Origin of the sequence: Pseudomonas sp. UYEF17, from assembly GCF_040546125.1 — a bacterium.
In the GTDB taxonomy this organism is placed as follows: Bacteria; Pseudomonadota; Gammaproteobacteria; order Pseudomonadales; family Pseudomonadaceae; genus Aquipseudomonas; species Aquipseudomonas putida_Z.
In genome coordinates this window covers 55,622-81,399 of sequence record NZ_JBEPNE010000004.1, presented here as the reverse complement: position 1 = coordinate 81,399, position 25,778 = coordinate 55,622, and the positions used below count along the sequence as shown (strand labels likewise).

27 protein-coding genes are annotated in these 25,778 nt (G+C 64.0%); 20 read left to right on the top strand and 7 right to left on the bottom strand.

Going from position 1 to position 25,778, the window contains the following annotated elements; translation table 11 throughout:
* The first annotated feature begins 516 nt into the window (after window positions 1-516).
* Window positions 517-1,047: an RNA polymerase factor sigma-70 gene (locus tag ABIB24_RS08035; RefSeq protein WP_354316290.1), complete on the top strand. Its 531-nt coding sequence runs from the start codon at window positions 517-519 to the stop codon at window positions 1,045-1,047.
* Window positions 1,048-1,162: 115 nt separating this feature from the next.
* On the opposite strand, the gene ABIB24_RS08030 is transcribed toward ABIB24_RS08035, so the two are convergent.
* Both ABIB24_RS08030 and ABIB24_RS08025 read right to left on the bottom strand, forming a co-directional pair.
* Complete coding sequence (locus ABIB24_RS08030) at window positions 1,163-2,176, bottom strand: GNAT family N-acetyltransferase (protein WP_289514641.1); 1,014 nt, start codon at window positions 2,174-2,176, stop codon at window positions 1,163-1,165.
* Window positions 2,177-2,239: 63 nt separating this feature from the next.
* Window positions 2,240-3,040, bottom strand: coding sequence for a substrate-binding periplasmic protein (locus ABIB24_RS08025; RefSeq protein WP_274078378.1), 801 nt, complete (start codon window positions 3,038-3,040; stop codon window positions 2,240-2,242).
* Between the two features lie 172 nt (window positions 3,041-3,212).
* Here ABIB24_RS08025 and ABIB24_RS08020 point away from each other — a divergent pair, with 172 nt between their 5' ends.
* Complete coding sequence (locus ABIB24_RS08020) at window positions 3,213-3,764, top strand: 3'-5' exonuclease (protein ID WP_075045871.1); 552 nt, start codon at window positions 3,213-3,215, stop codon at window positions 3,762-3,764.
* Window positions 3,765-3,838: 74 nt separating this feature from the next.
* Window positions 3,839-4,123: a pyrimidine/purine nucleoside phosphorylase gene (gene ppnP / locus ABIB24_RS08015; protein ID WP_003259920.1), complete on the top strand. Its 285-nt coding sequence runs from the start codon at window positions 3,839-3,841 to the stop codon at window positions 4,121-4,123.
* Between the two features lie 211 nt (window positions 4,124-4,334).
* On the opposite strand, the gene ABIB24_RS08010 is transcribed toward ppnP, so the two are convergent.
* Entirely contained in the window at window positions 4,335-5,027 is a 693-nt protein-coding gene (locus tag ABIB24_RS08010) for an alpha/beta family hydrolase (RefSeq protein ID WP_289514640.1), read from the bottom strand.
* Between the two features lie 50 nt (window positions 5,028-5,077).
* On the opposite strand from ABIB24_RS08010, the gene ccoN (ABIB24_RS08005) reads away from it, so the two are divergent.
* The 16 genes from ccoN (ABIB24_RS08005) (at window position 5,078) to ABIB24_RS07930 (ending at window position 20,816) form a co-directional block, all read left to right on the top strand.
* A complete protein-coding gene (gene ccoN, locus ABIB24_RS08005; RefSeq protein WP_013973491.1) occupies window positions 5,078-6,502 on the top strand; it encodes a cytochrome-c oxidase, cbb3-type subunit I in 1,425 nt (474 codons plus the stop codon).
* A 13-nt stretch (window positions 6,503-6,515) separates the two neighbouring features.
* On the top strand, window positions 6,516-7,124 hold the full coding sequence (ccoO, locus tag ABIB24_RS08000) for a cytochrome-c oxidase, cbb3-type subunit II (RefSeq protein WP_013973492.1): 609 nt from the start codon (window positions 6,516-6,518) through the stop codon (window positions 7,122-7,124).
* 5 nt (window positions 7,125-7,129) lie between these two features.
* A complete protein-coding gene (locus ABIB24_RS07995) occupies window positions 7,130-7,324 on the top strand; it encodes a cbb3-type cytochrome oxidase subunit 3 (protein ID WP_025340008.1) in 195 nt (64 codons plus the stop codon).
* A complete protein-coding gene (gene ccoP / locus ABIB24_RS07990) occupies window positions 7,321-8,262 on the top strand; it encodes a cytochrome-c oxidase, cbb3-type subunit III (RefSeq protein WP_015271136.1) in 942 nt (313 codons plus the stop codon). Before ABIB24_RS07995 ends, ccoP (ABIB24_RS07990) begins: the two co-directional genes overlap by 4 nt.
* 461 nt (window positions 8,263-8,723) lie before the next feature.
* The gene (ccoN, locus tag ABIB24_RS07985; RefSeq protein ID WP_015271137.1) at window positions 8,724-10,166 is read left to right on the top strand and encodes a cytochrome-c oxidase, cbb3-type subunit I; all 1,443 of its coding nucleotides are present in this window, start codon (window positions 8,724-8,726) and stop codon (window positions 10,164-10,166) included.
* Complete coding sequence (gene ccoO, locus ABIB24_RS07980) at window positions 10,166-10,774, top strand: cytochrome-c oxidase, cbb3-type subunit II (RefSeq protein ID WP_013973496.1); 609 nt, start codon at window positions 10,166-10,168, stop codon at window positions 10,772-10,774. Before ccoN (ABIB24_RS07985) ends, ccoO (ABIB24_RS07980) begins: the two co-directional genes overlap by 1 nt.
* Window positions 10,775-10,779: 5 nt before the next feature.
* Entirely contained in the window at window positions 10,780-10,971 is a 192-nt protein-coding gene (locus ABIB24_RS07975) for a CcoQ/FixQ family Cbb3-type cytochrome c oxidase assembly chaperone (protein ID WP_003259925.1), read from the top strand.
* On the top strand, window positions 10,968-11,945 hold the full coding sequence (ccoP, locus tag ABIB24_RS07970; RefSeq protein ID WP_046615057.1) for a cytochrome-c oxidase, cbb3-type subunit III: 978 nt from the start codon (window positions 10,968-10,970) through the stop codon (window positions 11,943-11,945). The genes ABIB24_RS07975 and ccoP (ABIB24_RS07970) overlap by 4 nt, the downstream gene beginning before the upstream one ends.
* Window positions 11,946-12,267: 322 nt before the next feature.
* Window positions 12,268-13,683 carry a cytochrome c oxidase accessory protein CcoG gene (gene ccoG, locus ABIB24_RS07965; protein WP_137164485.1) on the top strand — a complete coding sequence of 472 codons (1,416 nt, stop codon included), beginning with the start codon at window positions 12,268-12,270 and terminating at the stop codon, window positions 13,681-13,683.
* 15 nt (window positions 13,684-13,698) lie between these two features.
* Entirely contained in the window at window positions 13,699-14,223 is a 525-nt protein-coding gene (locus ABIB24_RS07960; RefSeq protein ID WP_054572585.1) for a FixH family protein, read from the top strand.
* 155 nt (window positions 14,224-14,378) lie between these two features.
* The gene (locus ABIB24_RS07955) at window positions 14,379-16,853 is read left to right on the top strand and encodes a heavy metal translocating P-type ATPase (RefSeq protein WP_274120451.1); all 2,475 of its coding nucleotides are present in this window, start codon (window positions 14,379-14,381) and stop codon (window positions 16,851-16,853) included.
* On the top strand, window positions 16,832-17,047 hold the full coding sequence (ccoS, locus tag ABIB24_RS07950) for a cbb3-type cytochrome oxidase assembly protein CcoS (protein WP_025340014.1): 216 nt from the start codon (window positions 16,832-16,834) through the stop codon (window positions 17,045-17,047). Before ABIB24_RS07955 ends, ccoS begins: the two co-directional genes overlap by 22 nt.
* On the top strand, window positions 17,040-17,723 hold the full coding sequence (locus ABIB24_RS07945; protein ID WP_025340015.1) for a sulfite exporter TauE/SafE family protein: 684 nt from the start codon (window positions 17,040-17,042) through the stop codon (window positions 17,721-17,723). Before ccoS ends, ABIB24_RS07945 begins: the two co-directional genes overlap by 8 nt.
* A 187-nt stretch (window positions 17,724-17,910) precedes the next feature.
* On the top strand, window positions 17,911-19,293 hold the full coding sequence (hemN, locus tag ABIB24_RS07940; RefSeq protein ID WP_025340016.1) for an oxygen-independent coproporphyrinogen III oxidase: 1,383 nt from the start codon (window positions 17,911-17,913) through the stop codon (window positions 19,291-19,293).
* Between the two features lie 184 nt (window positions 19,294-19,477).
* Window positions 19,478-20,212: a Crp/Fnr family transcriptional regulator FnrA gene (fnrA, locus tag ABIB24_RS07935; protein ID WP_015271145.1), complete on the top strand. Its 735-nt coding sequence runs from the start codon at window positions 19,478-19,480 to the stop codon at window positions 20,210-20,212.
* Between the two features lie 55 nt (window positions 20,213-20,267).
* Entirely contained in the window at window positions 20,268-20,816 is a 549-nt protein-coding gene (locus tag ABIB24_RS07930) for an adenine phosphoribosyltransferase (RefSeq protein ID WP_009683910.1), read from the top strand.
* Between the two features lie 131 nt (window positions 20,817-20,947).
* Here the strand turns inward: ABIB24_RS07930 and recR are convergent, their stop codons facing one another.
* The 3 genes from recR to dnaX all read right to left on the bottom strand — a co-directional run bounded on the left by recR (window position 20,948) and on the right by dnaX (window position 24,313).
* Window positions 20,948-21,550, bottom strand: coding sequence for a recombination mediator RecR (gene recR / locus ABIB24_RS07925; RefSeq protein ID WP_003259670.1), 603 nt, complete (start codon window positions 21,548-21,550; stop codon window positions 20,948-20,950).
* Between the two features lie 290 nt (window positions 21,551-21,840).
* Entirely contained in the window at window positions 21,841-22,176 is a 336-nt protein-coding gene (locus tag ABIB24_RS07920) for a YbaB/EbfC family nucleoid-associated protein (protein ID WP_003259671.1), read from the bottom strand.
* A gap of 64 nt (window positions 22,177-22,240) precedes the next feature.
* On the bottom strand, window positions 22,241-24,313 hold the full coding sequence (gene dnaX, locus ABIB24_RS07915) for a DNA polymerase III subunit gamma/tau (RefSeq protein ID WP_274078381.1): 2,073 nt from the start codon (window positions 24,311-24,313) through the stop codon (window positions 22,241-22,243).
* 123 nt (window positions 24,314-24,436) lie between these two features.
* On the opposite strand from dnaX, the gene ABIB24_RS07910 reads away from it, so the two are divergent.
* Entirely contained in the window at window positions 24,437-25,204 is a 768-nt protein-coding gene (locus ABIB24_RS07910; RefSeq protein ID WP_354316287.1) for a substrate-binding periplasmic protein, read from the top strand.
* Between the two features lie 181 nt (window positions 25,205-25,385).
* Here ABIB24_RS07910 and ABIB24_RS07905 read toward each other — a convergent pair whose 3' ends face one another.
* Window positions 25,386-25,661, bottom strand: a complete 276-nt coding sequence (locus ABIB24_RS07905) for a hypothetical protein (protein ID WP_289514637.1) — start codon at window positions 25,659-25,661, stop codon at window positions 25,386-25,388.
* Between the last annotated feature and the right edge of the window lie 117 nt (window positions 25,662-25,778).

Sequence of the window (25,778 nt, the reverse complement as noted above, 5' to 3'; positions counted from 1 at the left end):
TGAGGTGTACACAGGGGAACGGATGGGCGGGGGGAGAAATTAGCGGCGGTGAGGCTTTGGAGGCGTGTGAGGGTTGCCAGGTGTTTGCCTTGAGAGATGTTGCGCCTGTGAGATCGAGCGCCGCCCGCGCGGCGCTTCGCAGCACAAGGCTGCTCCTACATCTGTTTCGGGCCAATCATTCCTGCGAGAGCGGCACGCGCCCCCTTTGGCGTCCACCTTGATATCGTGCCGGACAAACAAGGCGGTCGCGTGCGCTGCTACAGGCGTTACTGGCCCGAAACAGATGTAGGAGCAGCCTTGTGCTGCGAAGCGCCGCGCGGGCGGCGCTCGATCTCACAGGCGCTGAAAATGCCCTGACATGCACCCAGCCATTTCTGCGCTTTAGAACTGAAATCACATGAAACTAATTACATTTCGCATTTGACAATCATTATCATTCTGAATAGCTTGTCGCCCGTCGTAGGAAGCTTCCCAAATTTGGGTGCGTCCTTTCCCCTCTGTGACAAGGTGATTTCCATGGCGGAACAACTATCCACAAGTAAGTGCGATTCACCATTACTACAGGCCTTCGTCGACAACCGCAGCATCCTGGTCAAGATCGCTGCCCGCATCACCGGCTGCCGGTCGCGCGCCGAAGATGTGGTGCAGGACGCCTTTTTCCGGCTCAGCGCCGCCCCGCAGATCACATCGTCGTTCAAGGCGCAGCTGAGCTACCTGTTCCAGATCGTGCGCAACCTGGCCATCGACCACTATCGCAAGCAGGCGATGGAGTTGAAGTACTCCGGCAGCGAGGAGGAAGGCCTGAACGTAGTCGTGCAGAACGCCTCCCCCGAAGCCACCCACATCAACCTTGCCGCGCTGGATGACATTGCCCAGGCGCTGAACGAACTGCCCCAGCGCACCCGCTATGCCTTCGAGATGTACCGCCTGCATGGCGTGCCGCAGAAGGACATTGCCAAGGAGCTGGGAGTGTCGCCGACACTGGTCAACTTCATGATCCGCGATGCGCTGGTGCATTGCCGCAAGACGGCCAATCGGCAGGCCTGATCAGGCAGAGTCTGCTTCTTCGCGGGCACGCCCGCTCCCACAGGAAAAGCACAGACCTCAAAGACTGAGGGGGACCTGTGGGAGCGGGCGCGCCCGCGAAGAAGCCGCCTCGATATCAAGCCAGTTTGCAGCGATCGAAAAACCGCTCCCGCCCCAGAATCATCAACGCCGCGCGCTTGTGCGGGAAGTCGAACTCCTTGTCGCAATGGAAGCACTGGTCGTGCATGTAGCCGATCATCTTGCCGTTGTCGGCACGCGGCTCGGCCACCACCCGCTGGGTGCGCGGGTCATCCAGGAACATGTAGTGCACCAGCGCCGATAGCCAGCTGGCTACCTTGTGCGGCCCGCGGTGACTCTCCTCCCCCACCAGCATGTGGATGCCACGGTCGTAGTCATCGGCCGGGTAGAACGGCGCAATGCGGTCTTCCTTGGCCCAATACGCCTCGAAGTAGGCAAACGGCTCGTCATCGAAGCAGCCGATCAGCGTCAGGGCATGCGGGTCGGCCTCGAGCTTGCCCAGGTATTCACGGTGCTGCGCAAGGGTGCCAGCCTCCTGCCAGAACGCCTCCACCCGCGGGTTGTTCTGCCAGCGGTTGAAGCGCTCCAGGTCATGTTCGATTTCCAAGGTACGCAGCGACACCCAACTGCCCAGGCGCGTATCGAAGCGCCGGTACACCTCGCCACGAGGCTTGGGCGCACGGCGTGGGTGGCGCTTGCCGTTGCTGATCTGCATTTGCTGCGGGTATGCCACGCTGGCCGACTCGCCCAGCCACGGCTGTGGCAGCTGCCAGAACAGCGCTCGCTCGCACAGGTATTGGCCAGGCTGCTCGCCGACCAGCAGCAGGCCACTGGTCAATGCCTGGGGCAACGCCTCGGGCAGGTACCAGGCCAGGCGCTGGCAGGCGGTGTCGCGGGCCAGCAGCCAATAACAGGCGGCCCACAAGGCCTGATAGGGGCGCTCGGGGCACAGCCGCTCCAGGTGAACATGCAGGGGGGCGCCCACCTCCAGGCGCAACTGGATCAGCGGGCGGCCTTCGAGGGACAGGCTCAGCCAGCTGTCACCCTCCTCGGCACTGAGGCTGCGCCAGCGTGGCGCTGACTGGGGCTGCGAAGCGGCATCGAACGGCATGGGCTTGACTCACGGCAATGAAGAAAAGGCTCACTGCTGAGAACGTTGCCGCACCACGGGAATTTAGTCGTGTGGGGCCGACACCGTGATGCGGTAGGGCTCGAAGATGCGCGCCAGCTCGCCACTGTCGCGCAGGGCCCGCAGCAGCGCCGCGAACGACTGCTCGCCGATCGGCGCCCCCGGGCGCAGCAAGGCGTAGTGGTGGTAGACCTGGTCAATGCGCTGCGAGGACACCAGCTGGTCCCGGCTGGCCGGGTTGCGCTCCAGGAAATCGCTGAGATAGGAACGCGTGACCAGGGCGATGTCGGCGCGGTCGGCCTGCACCATCAGCAGGTTGCTGTCGTGGGAATAGGTCAGGGTCGCTTTGTAGGCGGTGCGCAGGTAGTCCGGGTCGGAGTTGAAGCCGGCGAACGCATAGTGGTAGCCGTTGATCAGCGCCAGGCGCTTGCCGTTCAGGTCGTCGAAGTAATGCGGGTCACGGCCATTGGCCTTGCGGGCGACGAATACCTCGGCGTCTTCCAGGCCCAGGTCCACGCTCTGGTGGGCAATCTGCTGCCAGCCCCACTCCGGGTTCTCGAAAATAGCCATGTCGGTGCGGCCTTGCTGGAGGTCACCAAAACGCCGCTGGATGGAGGTGGGCACCACGACGAAGTGGTAGCGCTGCTGCGTGCGGTTGAGCGCGTCGACCAGCTGCGGCAGCAGGCCGCTGTCGGCACCCTGCTCGGGGCGTACCGTGTACGGTGGGAAATGCGCCGCGCCAATCCTCACTTCGACGGCATCGGCAGCCCATACCGGCGCCGCCAGCCAGAACACGGCCAGCAGCATCAGGGAAGACAGGGCCTTTAGGCCGGGCGCTGGAGTCAAGACGGATGCTCATCACGGTTCATGCCTGGGTCCACCTAAGCTAGGCGTTTTCCGGGCCGGACACAACTGCCGGATAATGGCCCTTTGTGCCAAAGCCGCAGGCAAATTGCCAGGGGATGCCGGATGCCCTGAGTTTGGCTACGCTCTAGCAGGATCTGCAAGGGAGCCTGGTATGGGCCATTGGTTGGTGATCGACCTGGAAGCCACCACCGACGATGGTGGGTGGCCGGTCACAGAGATGGAAGTCATTGAAATCGGCGCAAGCCTGGTTACCCGCGAAGGCCGCGAGGTCGACCACTTCCAGCGCTTCGTGAAGCCCCGGCGGCGGCCGCAGCTGACCCCGTTCTGCCGTGAGCTGACCCACATCAGCCAGGCCAGCGTGGACAGTGCCGCACCGTTCCGCGAGGTATGGGCAAGCTTCGAGCGCTGGCTCGGGCACCACCGCGGGCAGCTTCAGGCCTGGGTCAGCTGGGGCGACTACGACCGCCAGCAGTTGCACCAGGAGTGGCAGCAGCATGGGCTGGACAGCCTGCTGCGGACCCTGCCGCACATCAACCTCAAGCAACGCTTCGCCAAGGCCCGCCACCTGCAGCGCCCCGCGGGGCTGAACGGTGCACTACAGCTGGCCGGCATGCACTTTTGCGGGCAGCAGCACCGGGCCCTGGAAGATGCGCGCAATACCGCGCGGCTGCTGCCGTTGAGCCTGCCGGTGGACGCTACCTGAAAGCAGATGACGGGGCCCGTGGGCTTGGGCATACTGGCCAGCCCTTTTTCATCCCCCCTTTTCAGGAGTCGCCCATGTTCCAGGTCAACGAGTACTTCAACGGCACCGTCAAGTCGATCGCATTCGCGGGCGAAGAAGGCCCGGCCACTGTCGGCGTGATGGCCCCGGGCGAGTACGAGTTCGGCACTGCCAAGCGCGAAATCATGCACGTGGTTTCGGGTGCGCTGACCGTGAAGCTGCCAGGTAGCGACAACTGGGAAACCTTCAAGGCGGGCGACAAGTTCAACGTGCCGGCTGACAGCAAGTTCCAGCTGCAGGTGAAGGTGGATACCGCCTACCTGTGCGAGTACCGCGACTAAGCGGTAGCCTGTTCCGGCCTCTTCGCGGGTAAACCCGCTCCCACAGGTACTGCACAAGTTTCAGACCTGTAGTGAACCTGTGGGAGCGGGTTCACCCGCGAAGAATCCAGCACTATTGCGACAGGAATGCCGCAACCTCCCACAGGTGCTGCGCAAGTTTCAGACCTGTAGTGAACCTGTGGGAGCGGGTTCACCCGCGAAGAATCCAGTACTATTGCGACAGGAAAGCTGCAACCTTCTCAGCCGCCGCCTGCAAGTGCTGCTCATGGCTGAACCCCGAGGCCCTCAGCGGCTTCAGGTCATGGTCCCCCGCCACCAGCCAGCTGACCTCGATCGCCGGCGATAACGCATACCCTGCCACCGCCTCGCGGTTACCCAGCGCATCCCGCTCGCCCTGCACGATCAACGTCGGCGTCTTCAATTCGGCCAGGTGCTCGACCCGTGGCTTCTCCGGCTTGCCCACCGCATAGAACGGATAGCCCAGGCACACCAGTGCATCCGCTTCCAGTTCATCGGCCAGCAGGCTGGCCATGCGCCCGCCCATGGACTTGCCACCCACCGCCAGCTTGCCCGCGACCAAAGGTCGCACCTGCCGGTACACCTGTCGCCAGCATTCCAGCAACACCTTCTGCGGGTTCGGCGGCCGCTTGCCGCCGGCAACCCTGCGCTCGGCCATGTACGGGAACTCGAAGCGCACTACCGCTACCCCAAGCGCCGCAAGCCTTTGCGCCATTTCGTCCATGAACCCGCTGTCCATCGGCGCACCTGCACCATGGGCCAGGATCAGGCAGCCCTTGTAGCCGTCCTTGCCCCGAACGTGCGGGGGATCGCAGCGCAAGCCTGGGACATTTCCGACCTTCGCCCATTGATCCCCGTCAATACCGGCACTTTGCCCATTAATCATGCTTGCCTCGCTGTAAAGCCTGCCAAATAACCGTGGATGGGAACCCATACATGAACACAACCAGCAGTACCGCCTATAACTACAAGGTGGTCCGCCAATTCGCCATCATGACGGTGGTGTGGGGAATCGTCGGGATGGGGCTCGGCGTCTTCATCGCCGCCCAGCTCGCCTGGCCTTCCCTCAACTTCGACCTCCCCTGGACCAGCTTTGGCCGCCTGCGCCCCCTGCATACCAATGCGGTGATCTTCGCCTTCGGCGGCTGTGCGCTGTTCGCCACCTCCTATTATTCGGTGCAACGCACCTGCCAGACCACCCTGTTCGCACCGGGCCTGGCCGCGTTCACCTTCTGGGGCTGGCAACTGGTGATCCTGCTGGCGGCCATCAGCCTGCCGCTGGGCTACACCAGCTCCAAGGAATACGCCGAACTGGAATGGCCGATCGACATCCTGATCACCATCGTCTGGGTGAGCTACGCCATCGTGTTCTTCGGCACGCTGATGAAGCGCAACACCAAGCACATCTACGTCGGTAACTGGTTCTTCGGCGGCTTCATCCTCACCGTGGCGATGCTGCACGTCGTCAACAACCTGGAACTGCCAGTCAGCCTGACCAAGTCCTACTCGGTGTATGCCGGCGCCACCGATGCCATGGTGCAGTGGTGGTACGGCCACAACGCCGTGGGCTTCTTCCTGACCGCGGGCTTCCTGGGGATGATGTACTACTACGTGCCCAAGCAGGCCGAACGCCCGGTGTATTCCTATCGCCTGTCGATCGTGCACTTCTGGGCGCTGATCACCCTGTACATCTGGGCCGGCCCGCACCACCTGCACTACACCGCCCTGCCCGACTGGGCGCAGTCGCTGGGCATGGTGATGTCGCTGATCCTCCTGGCACCAAGCTGGGGCGGCATGATCAACGGCATGATGACCCTGTCCGGCGCCTGGCACAAACTGCGCAGCGACCCGATCCTGCGTTTCCTGGTGGTGTCACTGGCGTTCTACGGCATGTCCACCTTCGAAGGCCCGATGATGGCCATCAAGACGGTCAACGCCCTGTCCCACTACACCGACTGGACCATCGGCCACGTGCACGCCGGCGCCCTCGGCTGGGTGGCGATGATCTCGATCGGCGCGCTGTACCACACCATCCCGAAAGTGTTCGGCAAGGAGCGCATGTACAGCATCGGCCTGATCAACGCGCACTTCTGGCTGGCCACCATCGGCACTGTGCTGTACATCGCCTCGATGTGGGTCAACGGCATCGCCCAGGGCCTGATGTGGCGCGCGGTCAACAGCGACGGCACGCTCACCTACTCGTTCGTGGAAACCCTGGTGGCCAGCCACCCAGGCTTCATCGTGCGCTTCGTCGGCGGTGCGATCTTCCTCAGCGGCATGTTCCTGATGGCCTGGAACACCTGGCGCACCGTGCGTTCGCCGGCGCTCGATGTCGCCCCTGCGAACGCCCAGCTGGCTTGAGGAGACCTGCCTGATGAAACATGAAGTCATCGAGAAAAACGTCGGCCTGCTGGCCCTGCTGATGGTGTTTGCCGTCAGCATCGGCGGCCTGACCCAGATCGTCCCGTTGTTCTTCCAGGACGTCACCAACAAGCCGGTGGAAGGCATGAAGCCCTACACCGCGCTGCAACTGGAAGGCCGCGATATCTACATCCGCGAAGGCTGCGTGGGCTGCCACTCGCAGATGATCCGCCCGTTCCGCGCCGAAACCGAGCGCTATGGCCACTACTCGGTGGCTGGTGAAAGCGTGTGGGACCACCCGTTCCTGTGGGGCTCCAAGCGCACCGGGCCGGACCTGGCCCGGGTCGGTGGCCGCTACTCGGACGACTGGCACCGTGCCCACCTGTACAACCCGCGCAACGTGGTACCGGAGTCGAAGATGCCGTCGTACCCATGGCTGGTCGCCCAGCAGGTCGACAACAGCCATACCGACACCAAGATGCGCACCCTGCGCACCCTGGGCGTGCCGTACACCGACGATGACATCGCCGGGGCCCGCGACGCGGTCAAGGGCAAGACCGAGATGGACGCCCTGGTCGCCTACCTGCAGGTGCTCGGCACCGCGATCAAGAACAAGAGGTGAATGCGATGGGAATGGACATCGGCATGATCCGCGGCCTGGGCACCCTGGTGGTGATGATCGCTTTCATCGGCCTCACCCTGTGGGTATTCAACCGCCGCCGCGACCGTGATTTCGCCGAAGCGCGCCTGCTGCCCTTCGTCGACGACCGCCTGCCCTCTGCCGGACAGGCACCTGCTGCAAAAAGGAGTAACGGGCAATGACCACCTTCTGGAGTACGTACATCTGCGTACTGACCATCGGTAGCCTGATTGGCCTGACCTGGCTGCTGCTCGCCACCCGCAAGGGCCAGAGCAACAACACCACCGACCAGACCATGGGCCACAGCTTCGACGGCATCGAGGAATACGACAACCCGCTGCCCAAGTGGTGGTTCTGGCTGTTCGTCGGCACCCTGGTGTTCTCGGTCGGCTACCTGATCCTCTACCCGGGCCTGGGCAACTGGAAGGGCATCCTGCCGGGCTATGAAAATGGCTGGACCGGCGCCAACGAATGGCAGAAGGAAATGGATAAGGCCGACGCAAAATTCGGCCCGATCTTTGCCAAGTACGCCGCCATGCCCGTGGAAGAAGTGGCCAAGGACCCGCAGGCGCTGAAAATGGGCAGCCGCCTGTTCGCCTCGAACTGCTCGGTTTGCCATGGCTCGGACGCCAAGGGTGCCTATGGCTTCCCCAACCTCACCGACAAGGACTGGCGCTGGGGCGGCGAGGCGGAAACCATCAAGGCCTCGATCATGAACGGTCGTCACGGCGTGATGCCGGCCTGGGCCGAAGTGATCGGCGAGCAGGGCGTGGCGGATGTGGCCGCGTTCGTGCTCACCAACCTCGATGGCCGCAGCCTGCCGGAAGGGGTCAAGGCCGACGCCGCCAAGGGCAAGGAAATCTTCGCCGGCAACTGCGTGGCCTGCCACGGGCCTGAAGGCAAGGGTACTCCGGCCATGGGCGCGCCAGACCTGACCCACCCGCAGGCATTCATCTACGGTTCGAGCTTTGCCCAGCTGCAGCAGACCATTCGCTATGGTCGCCAGGGTCAGATGCCGGCGCAGGCGGAGATCCAGGGCAACGACAAGGTGCACCTGCTGGCGGCGTATGTGTATAGCCTGTCGCAGGATGGTGCTGCTGAAACCGTGACTGCCAAGTAATACCGCCCAGGGGCCGCCTTGCGGCCCATTCGCAGCACAAGGCTGCTCCTACAAGGGTACCGCGCAAGATTACGCCCCCTGTAGGAGCAGCCTTGTGCTGCGAATGGGCTGCAAAGCAGCCCCTCTCCCCGCTCTACCCCTCCTTGCACCCCCTCCGAACACAACTAAGCTTGTTGCCTCAGTGGGCCTCGCTCCGAAAGGAGCGAAGCAGACGCGGCGCGTAGCCTGTCGCCGTCCCGATAAAAAGCTTGACCGATCGATCAGAAAAAGGCGAAAAACGGTACACATTACAAATATTTATTTGTGTACAATCGTCCAGACCCGATCGCTGCGGGACATCAGTGAACGGGCTCGGGCACGGGTCGGCGTACCAAAGTTGCGTTGCGGTAACCCCGGTGGTTATCAATACTGGCGCCGATTTTTTCGACCAACAAGAACATCAAAACCGTGGAACCTTAGCAATGAGCACAGCAATCAGTCCGACTGCTTATAACTATAAGGTCGTCCGCCAGTTCGCCATCATGACGGTGGTCTGGGGGATCCTTGGCATGGGCCTCGGCGTCTTCATCGCCTCGCAGCTGGTATGGCCGCAACTGAACCTGGACCTGCCCTGGACCAGCTTCGGCCGCCTGCGCCCGCTGCACACCAACCTGGTGATCTTCGCCTTCGGGGGCTGTGCGCTGTTCGGCACCAGCTACTACGTGGTGCAGCGCACCTGCCAGACCCGGCTGATCTCCGACAGCATGGCCGCCTTCACCTTCTGGGGTTGGCAGGCGGTGATCGTCGGGGCGCTGATCACCCTGCCGATGGGCTACACCACCACCAAGGAATACGCCGAGCTCGAGTGGCCGCTGGCGATCCTGCTGGCCATTGTGTGGGTCACCTACGGGCTGGTGTTCTTCGGCACCATCGTCAAGCGCAAGACCAAGCACATCTATGTCGGCAACTGGTTCTACGGCGCCTTCATCGTGGTTACCGCGATGCTGCACATCGTCAACCACATCTCGCTGCCGGTAAGCCTGTTCAAATCGTACTCGGCCTACTCCGGCGCCACCGACGCGATGATCCAGTGGTGGTACGGCCACAACGCCGTGGGCTTCTTCCTCACCACCGGCTTCCTGGGGATGATGTACTACTTCGTACCCAAGCAGGCCGAACGCCCGATCTACTCGTATCGCCTGTCGATCGTGCACTTCTGGGCACTGATCACCCTGTACATCTGGGCCGGCCCGCACCACCTGCACTACACCGCCCTGCCTGACTGGGCACAGTCGCTGGGCATGGTCATGTCGATCATCCTGCTGGCGCCAAGCTGGGGCGGCATGATCAACGGCATGATGACCCTGTCCGGTGCCTGGCACAAACTGCGCACCGACCCGATCCTGCGCTTCCTGGTGGTATCGCTGGCGTTCTACGGCATGTCCACCTTCGAAGGCCCGATGATGGCCATCAAGACCGTGAACTCGCTGTCGCACTACACCGACTGGACCATCGGCCACGTGCACGCCGGCGCCCTCGGCTGGGTGGCGATGATCTCGATCGGCGCCGTGTACCACATGATCCCGCGCCTGTATGGCCGCGAGCAGATGCACAGCGTCGGCCTGATCAACGCGCACTTCTGGCTGGCTACCATCGGTACCGTGCTGTACATCGCCTCGATGTGGGTAAACGGCATCACCCAGGGCCTGATGTGGCGCGCCATCAACGATGACGGCACCCTCACCTACTCCTTCGTCGAAGCCCTGCAGGCCAGCCACCCTGGCTATATCGTCCGCGCCCTGGGCGGTGCGTTCTTCGCCACCGGCATGCTGCTGATGGCCTACAACGTGTTCCGTACCGTACGTGCCGCCAACCCGGCACAGGCTGAGGAAGCCGCCAAGATCGTCGTCGTGGGAGCGCACTGATGAAGCATGAAGCCGTCGAGAAGAACATAGGCCTGCTGGCCTTCTTCATGGTCATCGCCGTGAGCGTCGGTGGCCTGACCCAGATCGTCCCGCTGTTTTTCCAGGACGTCACCAACAAACCCGTGGAAGGCATGAAGCCGCGCACCGCGCTGGAACTTGAAGGCCGCGATATCTACATCCGCGAAGGCTGCGTGGGCTGCCACTCGCAGATGATCCGCCCGTTCCGTGCCGAAACCGAGCGCTACGGCCACTACTCGGTAGCCGGCGAGAGCGTGTGGGACCACCCGTTCCTGTGGGGCTCCAAGCGTACCGGGCCGGACCTGGCGCGGGTCGGTGGCCGTTACTCCGATGACTGGCACCGTGCGCACCTGTACAACCCGCGCAACGTGGTACCGGAATCGAAGATGCCGTCGTACCCATGGCTGGTCGAGCACAAGCTCGACGGCAAGGACACCGCGAAGAAGATGGAAGTGCTGCGCACCCTCGGCGTGCCGTACACCGACGCCGACATCGCCGGGGCCCGCGACGCGGTCAAGGGCAAGACCGAAATGGACGCCATCGTCGCGTACCTGCAGGGTCTTGGCACCATCATCAAGAGCAAACGGTGACGCTGATGGATATCGGGATGATTCGCGGCCTGGGCACCGTCGTGGTGATGGTGGCCTTCGTGGGCCTGGCGCTGTGGGTGTTCAACCCACGGCGCAAGAAGGACTTCGACGAAGCGACCCAACTGCCCTTCGCGGATGACCCCGAAGCCAGCCGGCACGTCGAGCAAGCAAAAGCTTCTGGGAGCAAAAAACAATGACAACCTTCTGGAGTCTGTACGTTACCGTCCTGACCCTGGGCACCATCTTCTCGTTGACCTGGCTGCTGCTGTCGACCCGCAAGGGCCAGCGCGAAGAGGTCACCGACGAAACCGTCGGGCATGCCTTCGATGGCATCGAGGAGTACGACAACCCGCTGCCGAAATGGTGGTTCTGGCTGTTCGTCGGCACCATCGTCTTCGCCCTCGGCTACCTGGTGCTGTACCCGGGCCTGGGCAACTGGAAAGGCGTCCTGCCGGGCTACTCGTACCTGGATAACGACAAGCAGACCGAGTTTTCCAACGGCCAGCCGGGCTGGACCGGCGTGCACGAGTGGGAAAAGGAAATGGCCAAGGCCGACGCCCGCTTCGGGCCGATCTTCGCCAAGTTCGCCGCCATGCCCATCACCGAGGTGGCCAAGGACCCGCAGGCCCTGAAGATGGGCGCGCGGCTGTTCGCTTCCAACTGCTCGGTGTGCCACGGCTCCGACGCCAAGGGTGCCTTCGGCTTCCCTAACCTCACCGACAACGACTGGCGCTGGGGCGGCGAGCCAGACACCATCAAGACCACCATCATGGGCGGTCGCCACGGCGTGATGCCGGCCTGGGCCGAAGTGATCGGTGACCAGGGCGTGGCCGATGTGGCCGCGTTCGTGGTCAGCAAGCTCGATGGCCGCACCCTGCCAGAGGGCGTGAAGGCCGATGCCGAGAACGGGCAGAAGATCTTCGCCGCCAACTGCGTGGCCTGCCACGGGCCGGAGGGCAAGGGTACGCCAGCCATGGGCGCGCCGAACCTGACCCATCCGCAGGCGTTCATCTACGGTTCGAGCTTTGCCCAGTTGCAACAGACCATCCGCTACGGTCGCCAGGGGCAGATGCCGGCCCAGGAGCAGTTGCAAGGGAATGACAAGGTGCACTTGCTGGCGGCTTATGTGTACAGCCTGTCGCAGCAGGCCGAACCGGCCAAGGCCGAGTAAGGCAGGCCTGGCCTCTTCGCGGGTAAACCCGCTCCCACAGGTACTGCGCTCGCGTCAGGATCTGTGCGATCCCTGTGGGAGCGGGTTCACCCGCGAAGAGGCCGGTACTGAAAACACATTTGTTGCAGGCCCCATGACCTGGATCAATTGACACCCGCCATAACACGATTCATGCCACGAACCCAACGCGACTAAAGGTCGCAGTGCAGCCCCATACTGCCATCAGCGGCGTATCATGGGCCGCAGAGCGCTAGCAGATTGCGCGAGACTGCGGCCGGCACGCACTGGCTGCGGCGTTTCTCCACTGCCGTGGGACTTGATGATGAGCAAGCAAATTCCGGTACATGACGTCACCCCGCCTGCCAACAAAGGGAAGGATTCCGTCGACCTCTACGCCTCCCGGGAAAAGATCTACACCCGTGCCTTCACCGGCCTGTTCCGGCGCCTGCGCATGGTCGGCGGGGCTGTGCTGTTCCTGCTGTACTTCGGCACCGTGTGGCTGAACTGGGGCGGCCACCAGGCCGTGTGGTGGAACCTGCCCGAGCGCAAGTTCTACATCTTCGGCGCCACCATCTGGCCGCAAGACTTCATCCTGCTTTCGGGCATCCTCATCGTTGCCGCCTTCGGCCTGTTCTTCATCACCGTGTTCGCCGGCCGGGTGTGGTGCGGCTACACCTGCCCGCAAAGCGTGTGGACCTGGATTTTCATGTGGTGCGAAAAGGTCACCGAGGGCGACCGCAACCAGCGCATGAAGCTCGACAAAGCCCCCATGAGCGGCAACAAGTTCCTGCGCAAGTTCGCCAAGCACAGCCTGTGGCTGCTGATCGGCTTCGTCACCGGCATGACCTTCGTCGGCTATTTCTCGCCGATCCGTGAACTGGCCACCGAATTCTTTACCGGCCAGGCCGACGGCTGGGCCTACTTCTGGGTCGGCTTCTTCACCCTCGCCACCTACGGCAACGCCGGCTGGCTGCGCGAGCAGGTGTGCGTGTACATGTGCCCCTACGCGCGCTTCCAGAGCGTGATGTTCGACAAGGACACGCTGATCGTTTCCTACGACCCGCGTCGTGGCGAAACCCGCGGCCCGCGCAAAAAGGACCTGGACTATAAGGCCGCGGGCCTGGGCGACTGCATCGACTGCACCATGTGCGTGCAGGTCTGCCCCACCGGCATCGACATCCGTGACGGCTTGCAGATCGAGTGCATCGGCTGCGCCGCGTGCATCGACGCCTGCGACAACATCATGGACAAGATGAACTACCCCAAAGGGCTGATCAGCTACACCACCGAGCACAACCTGTCCGGGCAGAAGACCCACATGCTGCGCCCACGCCTGATCGGCTATGCCGTGGTCCTGCTGGTGATGATGGTCGGCCTGGCCACCGCCTTCGCCACCCGTTCGCTGGTCGGTTTCGACGTGAGCAAGGACCGCGTGCTGTACCGCGAGAACGCCCAGGGCCGGATCGAGAACGTGTACAGCCTGAAAGTGATGAACAAGGACCAGCGTGACCACGTCTACGTACTGGACGCCACCGGCCTGCCGGACCTGAAGCTTGAAGGCCAGCGCGAAATCCGCGTGGACGCTGGTGACATTGTCAGCCTGCCGGTGCAGCTGTCGATCGCACCCGAGAAACTGCCATCGACCACCAACGAAATCACCTTCATCCTCAAGAGCGCCGATGACAGCGACGCCCAGGTTGAAGCCAAGAGCCGCTTCATCGGCCCACAGATCCGCTGAGAGAGATAACCCACAATGCCTGCCACCGCCGCCAGCCCCTGGTACAAGCACCTCTGGCCCTGGATCATCATCGGTATCCTCGCCACCTCGGTGTGCCTGAGCCTGACCATGGTCAGCATCGCCGTGCACAACCCGGACAACCTGGTGAACGACAACTACTACGAGGCTGGCAAAGGCATCAACCGCTCGCTGGACCGAGAACTGCTGGCGCAGACGCTGGGCCTGAAGGCCGGCGTGCACCTGGACGAGCTGACCGGCGAAGTGGATGTGCGCCTGGCCGGCAACAGCGACCCGCAGAGCCTGGAGCTGAACCTGATTTCGCCAACCCAGCCGGAGAAAGACCGCAAGGTGCTGCTGAGCCGGGTCGAGGCAGGGCGCTATGTGGGGCAGCTGGAGGACAAGGTTGACGGGCGGCGCTTCGTCGAGCTGCTGGGTAGCGAAGGTGGCCAGGTTTGGCGCTTGTTCGAGGAAGAAAAAGTGGAGCATGGTGTCACTTTGCAACTGGGTGACGAAGCCATTCAAGGCGCCGAGCACCTGTAGGAGCGGCCTTGTGTCGCGAAAGGGCTGCAGCGCAGCCCCAGCGATTCATGCACCGCTGCTGAAGTCCCGGGGCCGCTTCGCGGCCCTTTCGCGACACAAGGCCGCTCCTACAGGGATGCGCGCCAGCCGGCCGATTTGTGTAAGGCAATGATGTGATGACCCAGCCCACCCCCTGCTACCACTGCGCCCTGCCCGTCCCCTCCGGCAGCCGCTTCAACGCCGTGGTCCTCGGCCAGCCCCGGCAGTTCTGCTGTCCCGGCTGCCAGGCGGTGGCCGAGTCGATCGTCGCCGGTGGCCTGGAGCACTACTACCAGCACCGCAGCGACAACAGCGCCAACCCCGAGGCCCTGCCCAAGCAGCTACAGGACGAACTGGCCCTCTACGACCGCAGCGACGTTCAGCAAACCTTCGTTCGCCATGCTGGCGACCTGGCCGAAACCACCCTGCTGGTCGAAGGCATCAGCTGCGCCGCCTGCGGCTGGCTGATCGAAAAGCACCTGCGCAACCTGCCCGGCGTCGCCGAGGCGCGCCTGAACCTGTCCAACCACCGCCTGCTGCTGAACTGGCATGACCAGCAACTGCCGCTCTCGCGCCTGCTCGCCGAGCTGCGCCAGATCGGCTACGCCGCCCACCCCTATCAGCCCGACCAGGCCGCCGAGCAACTGGCCCGCGAGAACCGCAGCGCCCTGCGCCGCCTGGGCGTGGCCGGGCTGCTGTGGTTCCAGGCGATGATGGCAACCATGGCCACCTGGCCGGAATTCAACATCGACCTGTCGCCCGAACTGCACACCATCCTGCGCTGGGTGGCGCTGTTCCTCACCATACCCATCGTGTTCTACAGCTGCGCACCGTTCTTCAAGGGCGCGGCACGCGACCTGCGTACCCGCCACCTGACCATGGACGTTTCGGTGTCACTGGCCATTGGCCTGGCCTTCGGCGCCGGCATCTGGACAGCCATTACCGGCAGCGGCGAGCTGTATTTCGACACCGTGGGCATGTTCGCGCTGTTCCTGCTCACCGGCCGCTACCTGGAGCGCCGCGCCCGCGAACGCACCGCCGCGGCCACTGCGCAGCTGGTCAACCTGCTGCCGGCCTCGTGCCTGCGCCTGGACGCCGTCGGCCGCAGCGAGCGCATCCTGCTCAGCGAACTGCAGCGCGGTGACACGGTGCAGGTGCTGCCAGGCGCAGTAATCCCCGCCGACGGGCGCATCGTCGAAGGCCGCTCCAGCGTCGATGAATCGTTGCTGACCGGTGAATACCTGCCACAACCACGGCGGGTCGGCGAGCGGGTCACCGGCGGCACCCTGAACGTCGAAAGCACCCTGAACGTGGAAGTCGAAGCCCTCGGCCACGACTCGCGGTTGTCGGCCATCGTCCGCCTGCTGGAACGCGCCCAGACCGAAAAACCACGCCTGGCCGAAATCGCCGACCGGGCCTCGCAGTGGTTCCTGCTGTTCTCGCTGCTGGCCGCTGCGGCTATCGGCCTGTGGTGGTGGCACCTGGACCCGACGCGGGCGTTCTGGATCGTGCTGGCCATGCTGGTAGCGACCTGCCCTTGCGCGCTGTCCCTGGCTACGCCAACGGCGCTTACTGCGGCCACCGGCACCTTGCACAAGCTCGGCCTGCTGGTCACCCGTGGCCATGTGCTGGAAGGCCTGAACCAGATCGACACGGTGATTTTTGACAAGACCGGCACGCTGACCGAGGGCCGCCTGACCTTGCGCAGCATTCGCCCGCTCGGCAGCCTGCCCGCCGACCGCTGCCTGGCCCTGGCCGCAGCGCTGGAGAACCGCTCCGAACACCCCATCGCCCGTGCCTTCGGTCGCACCGCCACGCCTGCTGACGACGTGCAGACCGTGCCGGGCCTGGGCCTGGAGGGGCTGGTCGAAGGCCAGCGCCTGCGCATTGGCCAGGCCACCTTCGTCTGCGCCCTGAGCGGCGCGGAAATCCCCGGTGTGCCAGAGCCGCGCGGCCAGTGGCTGCTGCTGGGCGACCGTCAGGGGCCGCTGGCCTGGTTCGGCCTGGACGACCGCCTGCGCGACGATGCCCCTGCCCTGCTGGCGGCCTGCAAGGCCCGTGGCTGGCGCACGCTGCTGCTGTCGGGCGACAGCTCGCCGATGGTTGCCGAAGTGGCCGCGCAGCTGGGCATCGACCAGGCCATCGGCGGCCTGCGCCCGGACGATAAACTGGACCGGCTGAAGGCGCTGCAGGCGGCCGGGCGCAAGGTGCTGATGCTGGGTGACGGGGTCAACGACGTGCCGGTACTGGCCGCCGCCGACATCAGCATCGCCATGGGCAGCGCCACCGACCTGGCCAAGACCAGCGCCGACGCCGTGCTGCTGTCCAACCGCCTGCAGGCGCTGGTACAGGCCTTCGAGCTGGCCCGCCGCACCCGCCGCAACATCCTCGAGAACCTGCTCTGGGCGACCTTGTATAATGGCCTGATGTTACCGTTCGCCGCGCTTGGCTGGATCACCCCGGTGTGGGCAGCCATCGGCATGTCGGTCAGTTCACTGATCGTGGTACTCAACGCCCTGCGCCTGACCCGCCTGCCCCTGGCATCGGGCCTGCCAGCGAACGAAGCGCCCTTGCCCGGGAGGAAGTCGTCATGCCCGCACTCTATGTCATGATCCCCGCAGCCCTGCTGCTGGTCGGCGTGGCCGTGTACATCTTCTTCTGGGCGGTGGACAGCGGCCAGTACGACGACCTGGAAAGCCCTGCCCACAGCATCCTGTTCGACGACCAGGACCCGCGCCACCAGGCGGCGGTGAAGCCTGACGACAACCAGGCCGACACCGACAAGGAACCCCCACCCCGTGCCTGACCTGCTGCCCCTGCTGGGCTCGGCGTTGGTCCTCGGCCTGCTCGGCGGCGGCCACTGCCTGGGCATGTGCGGCGGCCTGATGGGTGCGCTGACCCTAGCCATACCACCCGAACAACGTGGCCGGCGCTTGCGCCTGCTGCTGGCGTACAACCTTGGGCGCATTCTCAGTTATGCCTGTGCCGGCCTGCTGCTGGGCCTGGCCGGCTGGGCCGTGGCCAGCAGCCCGGCGGCGCTGGCACTGCGGGTGGTGGCGGCGCTGCTGTTGATCGCCATGGGGTTGTACCTGGCCGGCTGGTGGAGCGGGCTGACCCGCATCGAGGCGCTGGGCCGGGGGCTGTGGCGGCATATCCAGCCGGTGGCGTCGCGCTTGCTGCCGGTGTCCAGCGTGCCTCGGGCGTTGTTGCTGGGGGCCTTGTGGGGGTGGTTGCCGTGCGGGTTGGTGTACAGCACCTTGCTGTGGGCGGCCAGCCAGGGCAATGCCGGGTACAGCGCGGCGCTGATGCTGGCGTTCGGCGTGGGGACCTGGCCGGTGTTGCTGGCTACCGGATTAGCCGCGGAGCGGGTAAACATTTTGTTGAAAAGACGCAGTGTGCGGGTGGCTGGCGGGGTGCTGGTGATGCTGTTTGGTATCTGGACCATGCCGGGGCCGCATCAGCATTGGTTGATGGGGCATTGATGGGGGCCGCTTTGCGACCCTTCGCGGGCATGCCCGCTCCCACAGGATCATGTGTACCCCCTGTGGGAGCGGGCAAGCCCGCGAAGGGCTGCAGAGCAGCCCCAATGCCCTTGATACAAATCAACACAGATTCCTACAGACGGCCATAGACTCCGGGGCACTGCTGCTCTTTCCGGGGACCGCCCTCATGCTCGACGACCTTCGTTGGGATACCGACCTGATCCGCCGTTACGACCTGGCCGGACCACGCTACACCTCTTACCCGACCGCCGTGCAACTGCACAGCGAAGTGGGCTCGTTCGACCTGCTCCACGCCCTGCGCGAAAGCCGTCGGGCCGCGCGCCCGCTGTCGCTGTACGTGCATGTGCCGTTCTGCGCCAACATCTGCTACTACTGCGCCTGCAACAAAGTCATCACCAAGGACCGCGGCCGCGCCGCGCCCTACCTGCAGCGCCTGGAGCAGGAAATCCAGCTGATCGCCTGCCACCTCGACCCTAAACAGCGTGTCGAGCAGCTGCATTTCGGCGGCGGCACGCCAACTTTCCTCAGCCATGTGGAACTGCGCCAGCTGATGGCCACCCTGCGCCAGCACTTCCACCTGCTGGACGACGACTCCGGCGACTACGGCATCGAGATCGACCCGCGCGAAGCCGACTGGTCGACCATGGGCCTGCTCCGCGAACTGGGCTTCAACCGCGTCAGCCTGGGCGTGCAGGACCTCGACCCGGCCGTGCAGCGCGCGGTAAACCGCCTGCAGAGCCTGGAGCAGACCCGCACCCTGATCGAAGCCGCGCGCACCCTGCAGTTCCGCTCGATCAACCTCGACCTGATCTACGGCCTACCCAAGCAAACCCCGGAAGGCTTTGCCCGCACCGTCGAAGAAGTGATCCGCCTGCAACCCGACCGCCTGTCGGTGTTCAACTACGCCCACCTGCCCGAGCGCTTCATGCCGCAACGGCGCATCGACAGCAATGACCTGCCCAGCGCGGCCGCCAAGCTAGAGATGCTGCACGCCACCATCGACCAGCTGACCGCCGCCGGCTACCGCTACATCGGCATGGACCACTTCGCCCTGCCCGACGACGAGCTGGCCATCGCCCAGGAAGAAGGCACCCTGCAGCGCAACTTCCAGGGTTACACCACCCATGGGCACTGCGACCTGATCGGCCTGGGCGTATCGGCCATCAGCCAGATCGGCGACCTGTACTGCCAGAACAGCAGCGACCTCAACACCTACCAGGACAGCCTGTCCAACGCCCAGCTGGCCACCCAGCGCGGCCTGCTGTGCAACCACGACGACCGCATCCGCCGGGCGGTGATCCAGCAACTGATCTGCCATTTCGAGCTGGATTTCGAGCCGATCGAACAGGCCTTCACCATCGATTTTCGCGGCTACTTCAACGACCTCTGGCCAGAACTGCTGACCTTGCAGCGCGACGGCCTGATCCGCCTGGACGACAAAGGCATCCGCATCCTGCCGGCCGGCCGCCTGCTGGCGCGCTCGGTGTGCATGGTGTTCGACGCCTACCTGGCGATGCACAACCGCCAGCGCTTCTCGCGGGTGATCTGAACCGAGTCGTTCAACCGCATGGACAAAGTTCCTTGCCAGGCACACCATGGGCACAGCGAAGGCCCCGGCGCACACCCGCCGGGGCCGGGCCAGCTCGCACCACAACAGCGCACGCTGGCCTACAACCTACGCCGTGAGTTACCCTTACGTCTTATGTGTGCTTTCCCACAAGGATCGAATGAAAATGTCCGAGCCAGTCAAACTGCGCCCACACAACCAGGCCCATTGCAAGGACTGCAGCCTGGCCCCCCTGTGCCTGCCTCTGTCGCTCAACCTGGAAGACATGGATGCACTGGATGAAATCGTCAAGCGTGGGCGGCCGTTGAAAAAAGGCGAGTTCCTGTTCCGCCAGGGCGACAATTTCGGCTCGGTCTACGCGGTACGTTCCGGCGCGCTGAAAACCTTCAGCCTCAGCGACAGCGGCGAAGAGCAGATCACCGGCTTCCACCTGCCCAGCGAGCTGGTCGGCCTGTCGGGCATGGACACCGAAGCCTACCCGGTGTCGGCACAGGCCCAGGAAACCACCTCGGTGTGCGAAATCCCGTTCGAGCGCCTCGACGAGCTGTCGGTGCAGCTGCCGCAGCTACGCCGCCAGCTGATGCGGGTAATGAGCCGGGAAATCCGCGACGACCAGCAGATGATGCTGCTGCTGTCGAAAAAGACCGCTGACGAGCGTATTGCCACCTTCCTGGTCAACCTGTCGGCGCGCTTCCGCGCCCGCGGCTATTCGGCCAACCAGTTCCGCCTGAGCATGTCGCGCAACGAAATCGGCAACTACCTGGGCCTGGCGGTGGAAACCGTGTCGCGGGTGTTCACCCGCTTCCAGCAGAATGGCCTGATCCGTGCCGAAGGCAAGGAAGTGCACATTCTCGACCCGATCCAGCTGTGCGCGCTGGCCGGTGGCGCAATGGAGGCCTGAGGCCGGCGTTTAGCGGGTATACTTGGGCATTCGTTTTCCCAGGATACCCGCAACAATGCACAGCGACGCCTTCGACCTCAAAGCCCTGATCCGCCCGGTAGTGGACTTCCCCAAACCGGGCGTGATCTTCCGCGATATCACCCCGCTGTTCCAGTCGCCACGCGGGCTGCGCTATGTGGCCGACCAGTTCATCGAGCGCTATGTCGAAGCCGAGTTCAGCCACATCGGCGCCATGGACGCGCGGGGCTTCCTGATCGGCTCGATCATCGCCCACCAGCTGAACAAGCCACTGATCCTGTTCCGCAAGCAGGGCAAGCTGCCGGCTGACGTGCTGAGCGAGGGTTACCAGACCGAGTACGGCGAAGCCTTCCTGGAAGTGCATGCCGACAGCCTGTGCGAAGGGGATTCGGTGTTGATCTTCGATGACTTGATTGCTACTGGCGGTACGCTGCTGGCAGCGGCCAACCTGGTGCGCCGGACCGGTGCGCAGGTGTTCGAGGCGGCGGCGATCATCGATCTGCCGGAGCTGGACGGGTCGCGCCGACTGCAGGCGGCCGGGGTACCGACTTTCTGCCTGACCGAGTTTTCTCTTAGCGAGTACTGAGTTGGGTTTTGGGGCTGCTTTGCAGCCCATCGCGACACAAGGCCGCTCCTACAGTATCCGAAAATTGCGCGGCCCCTGTAGGAGCGGCCTTGTGTCGCGATGGGCCGCAAAGCGGCCCCAACCATTCTGAATCAGAGCGAAATCGGCCGACGCCCCGCAAACGCATGGGCCAAGGTCCCACCATCCACCAGCTCCAGCTCGCCGCCCAGCGGCACGCCATGGGCAATCCGCGACGCCACCAGGCCCTTCTCGCTCAGCAACTGGGCAATGTAATGCGCCGTCGCCTCCCCTTCCACCGTCGGGTTGGTCGCCAGGATCACCTCGGTGAAGGTGCCCTGCTCCTCGATCCGCGCCATCAGCTGCGGAATCCCGATCGCCTCAGGCCCCAACCCGTCCAGCGGCGACAAGTGGCCCTTGAGCACGAAGTAGCGGCCACGGTAGCCGGTCTGCTCCACTGCATACACATCGGTCGGCCCTTCGACCACACACAACTGGGTATCGTCCCGGCGCGTGTCGGCGCATTGCGGGCAAAGCTCCTGCTCGGTCAGGGTGCGGCACTGACGGCAATGCCCAACTCCCTCCATGGCCTGGGTCAAGGCCTGAGCCAGGCGCAGGCCGCCGCTGCGGTCACGCTCGAGCAGTTGCAGGGCCATGCGCTGGGCGGTTTTCTGGCCGACACCCGGGAGAATACGCAGGGCATCGATCAGTTGGCGGATGAGAGGGCTGAAGCTCATGGGAAAGGCCTGACAAATCAATAAGAGGCGGTTTATACCCAGCGGGGGCAGTGGCGTCAAATCAGCCATGCGCACATCGCAAGGCTTGCGCGGTCCCTGTAGGAGCGGCCTTGTGTCGCGATGGGGCGCGAAGCGGCCCCAGGTTATCAGCTTCACAGCATGGATTGTCGGGGCTGCTGCGCAGCCCTTTCGCGACACAAGGCCGCTCCTACAAAGACCGCGATGGCTGCAGGAACGCACAAAAAAACCGCCGCTGTCATCAGCGGCGGTTTTCAGTAACGCAAATGCCCTTAGAAAGGCATCTTGAAGCCCGGCGGCAGCTGCATGCCGGCGGTCATGCTGCCCATCTTGTCCTGGCTGTTCTGCTCGACCTTGCGCACGGCGTCGTTCAGCGCGGCGGCGATCAGGTCTTCCAGCACTTCCTTGTCGTCTTCATCAGTCGACATCAGGCTCTGGTCGATGCTGACACGCTTGACGTCGTGACGACCGGTCATCACCACGCTCACCAGGCCACCACCGGACTGGCCGGTGACTTCGGCGTTGGCCAGCTCTTCCTGCATCTTCTGCATCTTTTCCTGCATCTGCTGGGCCTGCTTCATCAGGCCGGCCATGCCACCTTTCATCATGGGGGTATACCTCGATTGGGTCATGTGATGCGGCCCGGCACCGGGCCGGCCGCATGGTTATCCGTTACTGGCCCTGATTAACCAGGGCTTCTACAGGCTCAATAGTATCCTGCCGCACCTTGGCGCCGAACAACTTGATCATCTGCTGGATCAACGGATCCTGCTCGATCGAGGTGACTGCGTCCTGCTGGCGCTCGGCGCGTTTGCGCGCCGCTGCCTGGGCCGGGGTTTCCTGCTCGGGCAGGATCAGCTCGATGCGCAGGTTCAGCGTGCGCCCCAGGTGCTGGTTGAGCGCTTCGTTAAGGCGCCGCTGCTGGGTGGCGTTGAACAGCGCACCCTGGCCAGGGTCCAGGTGCAGCAGCCAGTCGTCGCCATCGGCGGCAATCAACGTACAGTTTGCCGCGATGTTGCCTGTCATCCCGGATACAGGCAACTGTGGGAATAATTCCAGCCATTGCAGGGCCAGGCCGGTGGCCGGCTTGGCTGCGGGCAGCGGTTCGGCTGCCGGCTTGGGTGCTTCTTCCTGGACGTGTTCGGCCAGTTCGTCCAGGTAGCTGAAGCCGACCGGGTCGCTTTCGCCGCCGTAATAGTCTTCGTCCAACGGTGGTTCATCGTCGCGGTCCATGCCTACTGCGGCATAAGCGGACGGGTCGAAAGGTGGCTCGTCGTCGTGTGCCGGGGCGGCAGGTGCCGGCGTGGGTGCAGGGGGCGGAGCAGGAGCCGGCGCAGGCTCGGCCACTACCGGTGCGGGCGCTGGCGCGGGCTCTTCCCATGGCAGGTCAACCACCTCTGCCACGGGTTCTGGTACTGGCTCAGGTTCGCTGACCGGTGCAGGTTCAGCCGCCACCACAGGCTCGACAACTGGCTGTGGCGCTGGCTCGACCGGTGCGGGCGCCTGCACTTGTTGCGCGGCAACCGGTGCAACAGGCTCCACGACAGCAGCGGCCGGCGGCGCCACGGCAACCGCCGGCGCTGCCACCGGTGTTGCAGGATCAGCTGTGGCCTGGCTGATCCCCACTGGCTTTAGTACCGGCTTCGGCGCGTCGTCGGTGTCGGCCGGGCGGAACGCCAGCATGCGCAGCAGGACCATTTCGAAACCGCCGCGCGGGTCCGGCGCCAAGGGCAGGTCACGGCGGCCGATCAGGCCCATCTGGTAATAGAACTGCACGTCCTCCGCTGGCAATGCCGAGGCCAGCGCCAGCACCCGCTCACGGTCGCCCTGGCCGTTGTCCACCGCTTCCGGCAGCGCCTGGGCAATGGCCACGCGGTGCAGCACATTGAGCATCTCTGCCAGCACGCCAGCCCAGTCCGGCCCCTGCTCGGCCAGGTTGCGCACGGCCTCGAGCAAGGCCCGGGCATCGCCTTCGAGCAGCGCCTGCAGCACCCCGTAGACCTGGCCATGATCAAGGCTGCCGAGCATGGCCCGCACATCGGCGGCCAGCACCTTGCCTTCGCCAAAGGCGATGGCCTGGTCGGTCAGGCTCATGGCGTCGCGCATCGAACCATCGGCCGCGCGACCCAGCAGCCACAGGGCATCCGGCTCGAACGGCACGTTTTCGGCAGCCAGAACATGGCTGAGGTGCTCGACCACGCGCTCCGGGCTCATGTTCTTCAGCGAGAACTGCAGGCAGCGCGACAGGATGGTGGCCGGCAGCTTCTGCGGGTCGGTGGTGGCGAGGATGAACTTGACGTAGGGCGGCGGCTCTTCCAGCGTCTTGAGCAAGGCGTTGAACGAGTGGGTCGAGAGCATGTGCACTTCGTCGATCAGGTAGACCTTGAAGCGCCCACGGCTCGGGGCGTACTGCACGTTATCAAGCAGTTCGCGGGTGTCCTCGACCTTGGTGCGGCTGGCGGCGTCGATCTCGATCAGGTCGACGAAACGGCCTTCGTCGATCTCCCGGCACACCGAGCAGGTGCCGCAGGGCGTGGAGGTGATGCCGGTTTCGCAGTTCAGGCACTTGGCGATGATACGGGCGATGGTGGTCTTGCCCACACCCCGGGTACCGGTGAACAGGTAGGCATGGTGCAGGCGCTGGTTGTCCAAGGCATTGATCAAGGCCTTGAGCACATGGGTCTGGCCGACCATTTCGCGGAACGAGCGCGGACGCCATTTACGTGCAAGAACCTGATAACTCATCGAAAAACCATCGTAGCCTGATCGAGCGGAAGATCGCTAATGCTAGCGGAGCGGGGGCAAAATTGCACCCTGCGCAAGTCGTCTAAGCTTTGAAACTGGCGCGCCATCCAGGGAGGATTGCCTTTGCGAAGACTGCTGGCCCTGTTGCTGCTGTGGAGCACCTACAGCCAGGCTGAACAGCCCGTGTTGCGTTTTTCTGTCGCCGAGAGCTGGAGCATGCCGCTGGTGCGCATCGAAAGCGACCAGCCGGTGGACGGTTTGCTATACGACCTGATGCAGGCCTTGGCCAAGGAGGTGGGCGTACGCCCCGAATACCACGTCATGGCCCGCCTGCGCCTGCAGGAGGCGATGAACAGCGGTGATATAGATGTGCGCTGCTATGTCAGCACCCAGTGGTTCAATGATCGGCCGGGGGATTTTGTCTGGAGCATCCCGCTGCTGCACCAGCGAGACCTGCTGGTAGGACGCGCTGGCGACAGTACTCCGCTGCCCCCGGAGCAACTGCCTGCCCAGGCGATCGGCACAGTGCTTGGCTACACCTATTTGACCTTGCAACCGCTGCTCGACCAGGGCCGCCTGCACCGTGAGGACAGCCGCAGCCAGTTGCTGGTGCTGCAGAAGCTGCAAGCCGGGCGCTATCGGCATGCGGTAAGCAACCAGCTGTCGTTGCAGTGGTTCAACCAGGGGCTACCCGCAGAGCAGCAATTGCAGGCGCTGGCGGTGCTGGAGGACCAGGACCTGGGGTGCATGGTACGCAATGACCCGGCGATACCGACCCAAGGGCTGCTGCGGGCACTGGTGCGGATGAAGCAGTCGGGGGAGATCGAGCGAATTGTGCAGCGGTATGGGGGGATGGGCTATCCAACCCCTATGTCTGTGGCTCGCCCCTGAGCCACGCATAACTGATGAAAGACAAACCCGACCGAAGCTTGCACGCCCGCTGTGGGAGCGGGTTCACCCGCGAACACCGGCAAAGCCGGTGCCATCCATCGCGTCGCGTTCTTCGCGGGTAAACCCGCTCCCACAGGGTTAATTGATATCCCTGCTATCTCTACTTACTCCAAGGCCGACTTCACTGGCTTCTACGCTCAACTGCCAGTGCCACAGCATCCGCCTGCCCCCAGGCAATCTGCATGGCCCGCAACCCGTGCTCCAGCAACTGCCGCGTCTCCTCGTCCTGGATACGCTCCAGCGCCCGTCGGCTGTCGCTATAGGCAAACATCAGATAGTGGGTGACATTCATCAACGCGAACTCCATCGGCACGATGCCTTCGCTGATGGCGCGGGAAAGGGATTTACCTTGGGGAAGCTCGAAGATGTGGGGTGGATCGGGGACCAGTTTTTTCATGACAGCTCCGTGTTGGCTGTGTTGTCCCCTTCCGCTTCCACGCATTAGGGTGGCAACTGTACGCGGGGTGGAAGACCAGGTACACGGTAGACCCGGCAGGTACGAATACCTCCCGCG

Excerpts from the sequence above, each read along its gene's own strand:
- ABIB24_RS08035 (WP_354316290.1), top strand. The coding sequence starts at position 517 with ATGGCGGAACAACTATCCACAAGTAAGTGCGATTCACCATTACTACAG.
- ABIB24_RS08030 (WP_289514641.1), bottom strand. The coding sequence starts at position 2,176 with ATGCCGTTCGATGCCGCTTCGCAGCCCCAGTCAGCGCCACGCTGGCGC.
- ABIB24_RS08020 (WP_075045871.1), top strand. The coding sequence starts at position 3,213 with ATGGGCCATTGGTTGGTGATCGACCTGGAAGCCACCACCGACGATGGT.
- ppnP (WP_003259920.1), top strand. The coding sequence starts at position 3,839 with ATGTTCCAGGTCAACGAGTACTTCAACGGCACCGTCAAGTCGATCGCA.
- ABIB24_RS08010 (WP_289514640.1), bottom strand. The coding sequence starts at position 5,027 with ATGATTAATGGGCAAAGTGCCGGTATTGACGGGGATCAATGGGCGAAG.
- ccoN (WP_013973491.1), top strand. The coding sequence starts at position 5,078 with ATGAACACAACCAGCAGTACCGCCTATAACTACAAGGTGGTCCGCCAA.
- ccoO (WP_013973492.1), top strand. The coding sequence starts at position 6,516 with ATGAAACATGAAGTCATCGAGAAAAACGTCGGCCTGCTGGCCCTGCTG.
- ABIB24_RS07995 (WP_025340008.1), top strand. The coding sequence starts at position 7,130 with ATGGGAATGGACATCGGCATGATCCGCGGCCTGGGCACCCTGGTGGTG.
- ccoP (WP_015271136.1), top strand. The coding sequence starts at position 7,321 with ATGACCACCTTCTGGAGTACGTACATCTGCGTACTGACCATCGGTAGC.
- ccoN (WP_015271137.1), top strand. The coding sequence starts at position 8,724 with ATGAGCACAGCAATCAGTCCGACTGCTTATAACTATAAGGTCGTCCGC.
- ccoO (WP_013973496.1), top strand. The coding sequence starts at position 10,166 with ATGAAGCATGAAGCCGTCGAGAAGAACATAGGCCTGCTGGCCTTCTTC.
- ABIB24_RS07975 (WP_003259925.1), top strand. The coding sequence starts at position 10,780 with ATGGATATCGGGATGATTCGCGGCCTGGGCACCGTCGTGGTGATGGTG.
- ccoP (WP_046615057.1), top strand. The coding sequence starts at position 10,968 with ATGACAACCTTCTGGAGTCTGTACGTTACCGTCCTGACCCTGGGCACC.
- ccoG (WP_137164485.1), top strand. The coding sequence starts at position 12,268 with ATGAGCAAGCAAATTCCGGTACATGACGTCACCCCGCCTGCCAACAAA.
- ABIB24_RS07960 (WP_054572585.1), top strand. The coding sequence starts at position 13,699 with ATGCCTGCCACCGCCGCCAGCCCCTGGTACAAGCACCTCTGGCCCTGG.
- ABIB24_RS07955 (WP_274120451.1), top strand. The coding sequence starts at position 14,379 with ATGACCCAGCCCACCCCCTGCTACCACTGCGCCCTGCCCGTCCCCTCC.
- ccoS (WP_025340014.1), top strand. The coding sequence starts at position 16,832 with ATGCCCGCACTCTATGTCATGATCCCCGCAGCCCTGCTGCTGGTCGGC.
- hemN (WP_025340016.1), top strand. The coding sequence starts at position 17,911 with ATGCTCGACGACCTTCGTTGGGATACCGACCTGATCCGCCGTTACGAC.
- fnrA (WP_015271145.1), top strand. The coding sequence starts at position 19,478 with ATGTCCGAGCCAGTCAAACTGCGCCCACACAACCAGGCCCATTGCAAG.
- ABIB24_RS07930 (WP_009683910.1), top strand. The coding sequence starts at position 20,268 with ATGCACAGCGACGCCTTCGACCTCAAAGCCCTGATCCGCCCGGTAGTG.
- recR (WP_003259670.1), bottom strand. The coding sequence starts at position 21,550 with ATGAGCTTCAGCCCTCTCATCCGCCAACTGATCGATGCCCTGCGTATT.
- ABIB24_RS07920 (WP_003259671.1), bottom strand. The coding sequence starts at position 22,176 with ATGATGAAAGGTGGCATGGCCGGCCTGATGAAGCAGGCCCAGCAGATG.
- dnaX (WP_274078381.1), bottom strand. The coding sequence starts at position 24,313 with ATGAGTTATCAGGTTCTTGCACGTAAATGGCGTCCGCGCTCGTTCCGC.
- ABIB24_RS07905 (WP_289514637.1), bottom strand. The coding sequence starts at position 25,661 with ATGAAAAAACTGGTCCCCGATCCACCCCACATCTTCGAGCTTCCCCAA.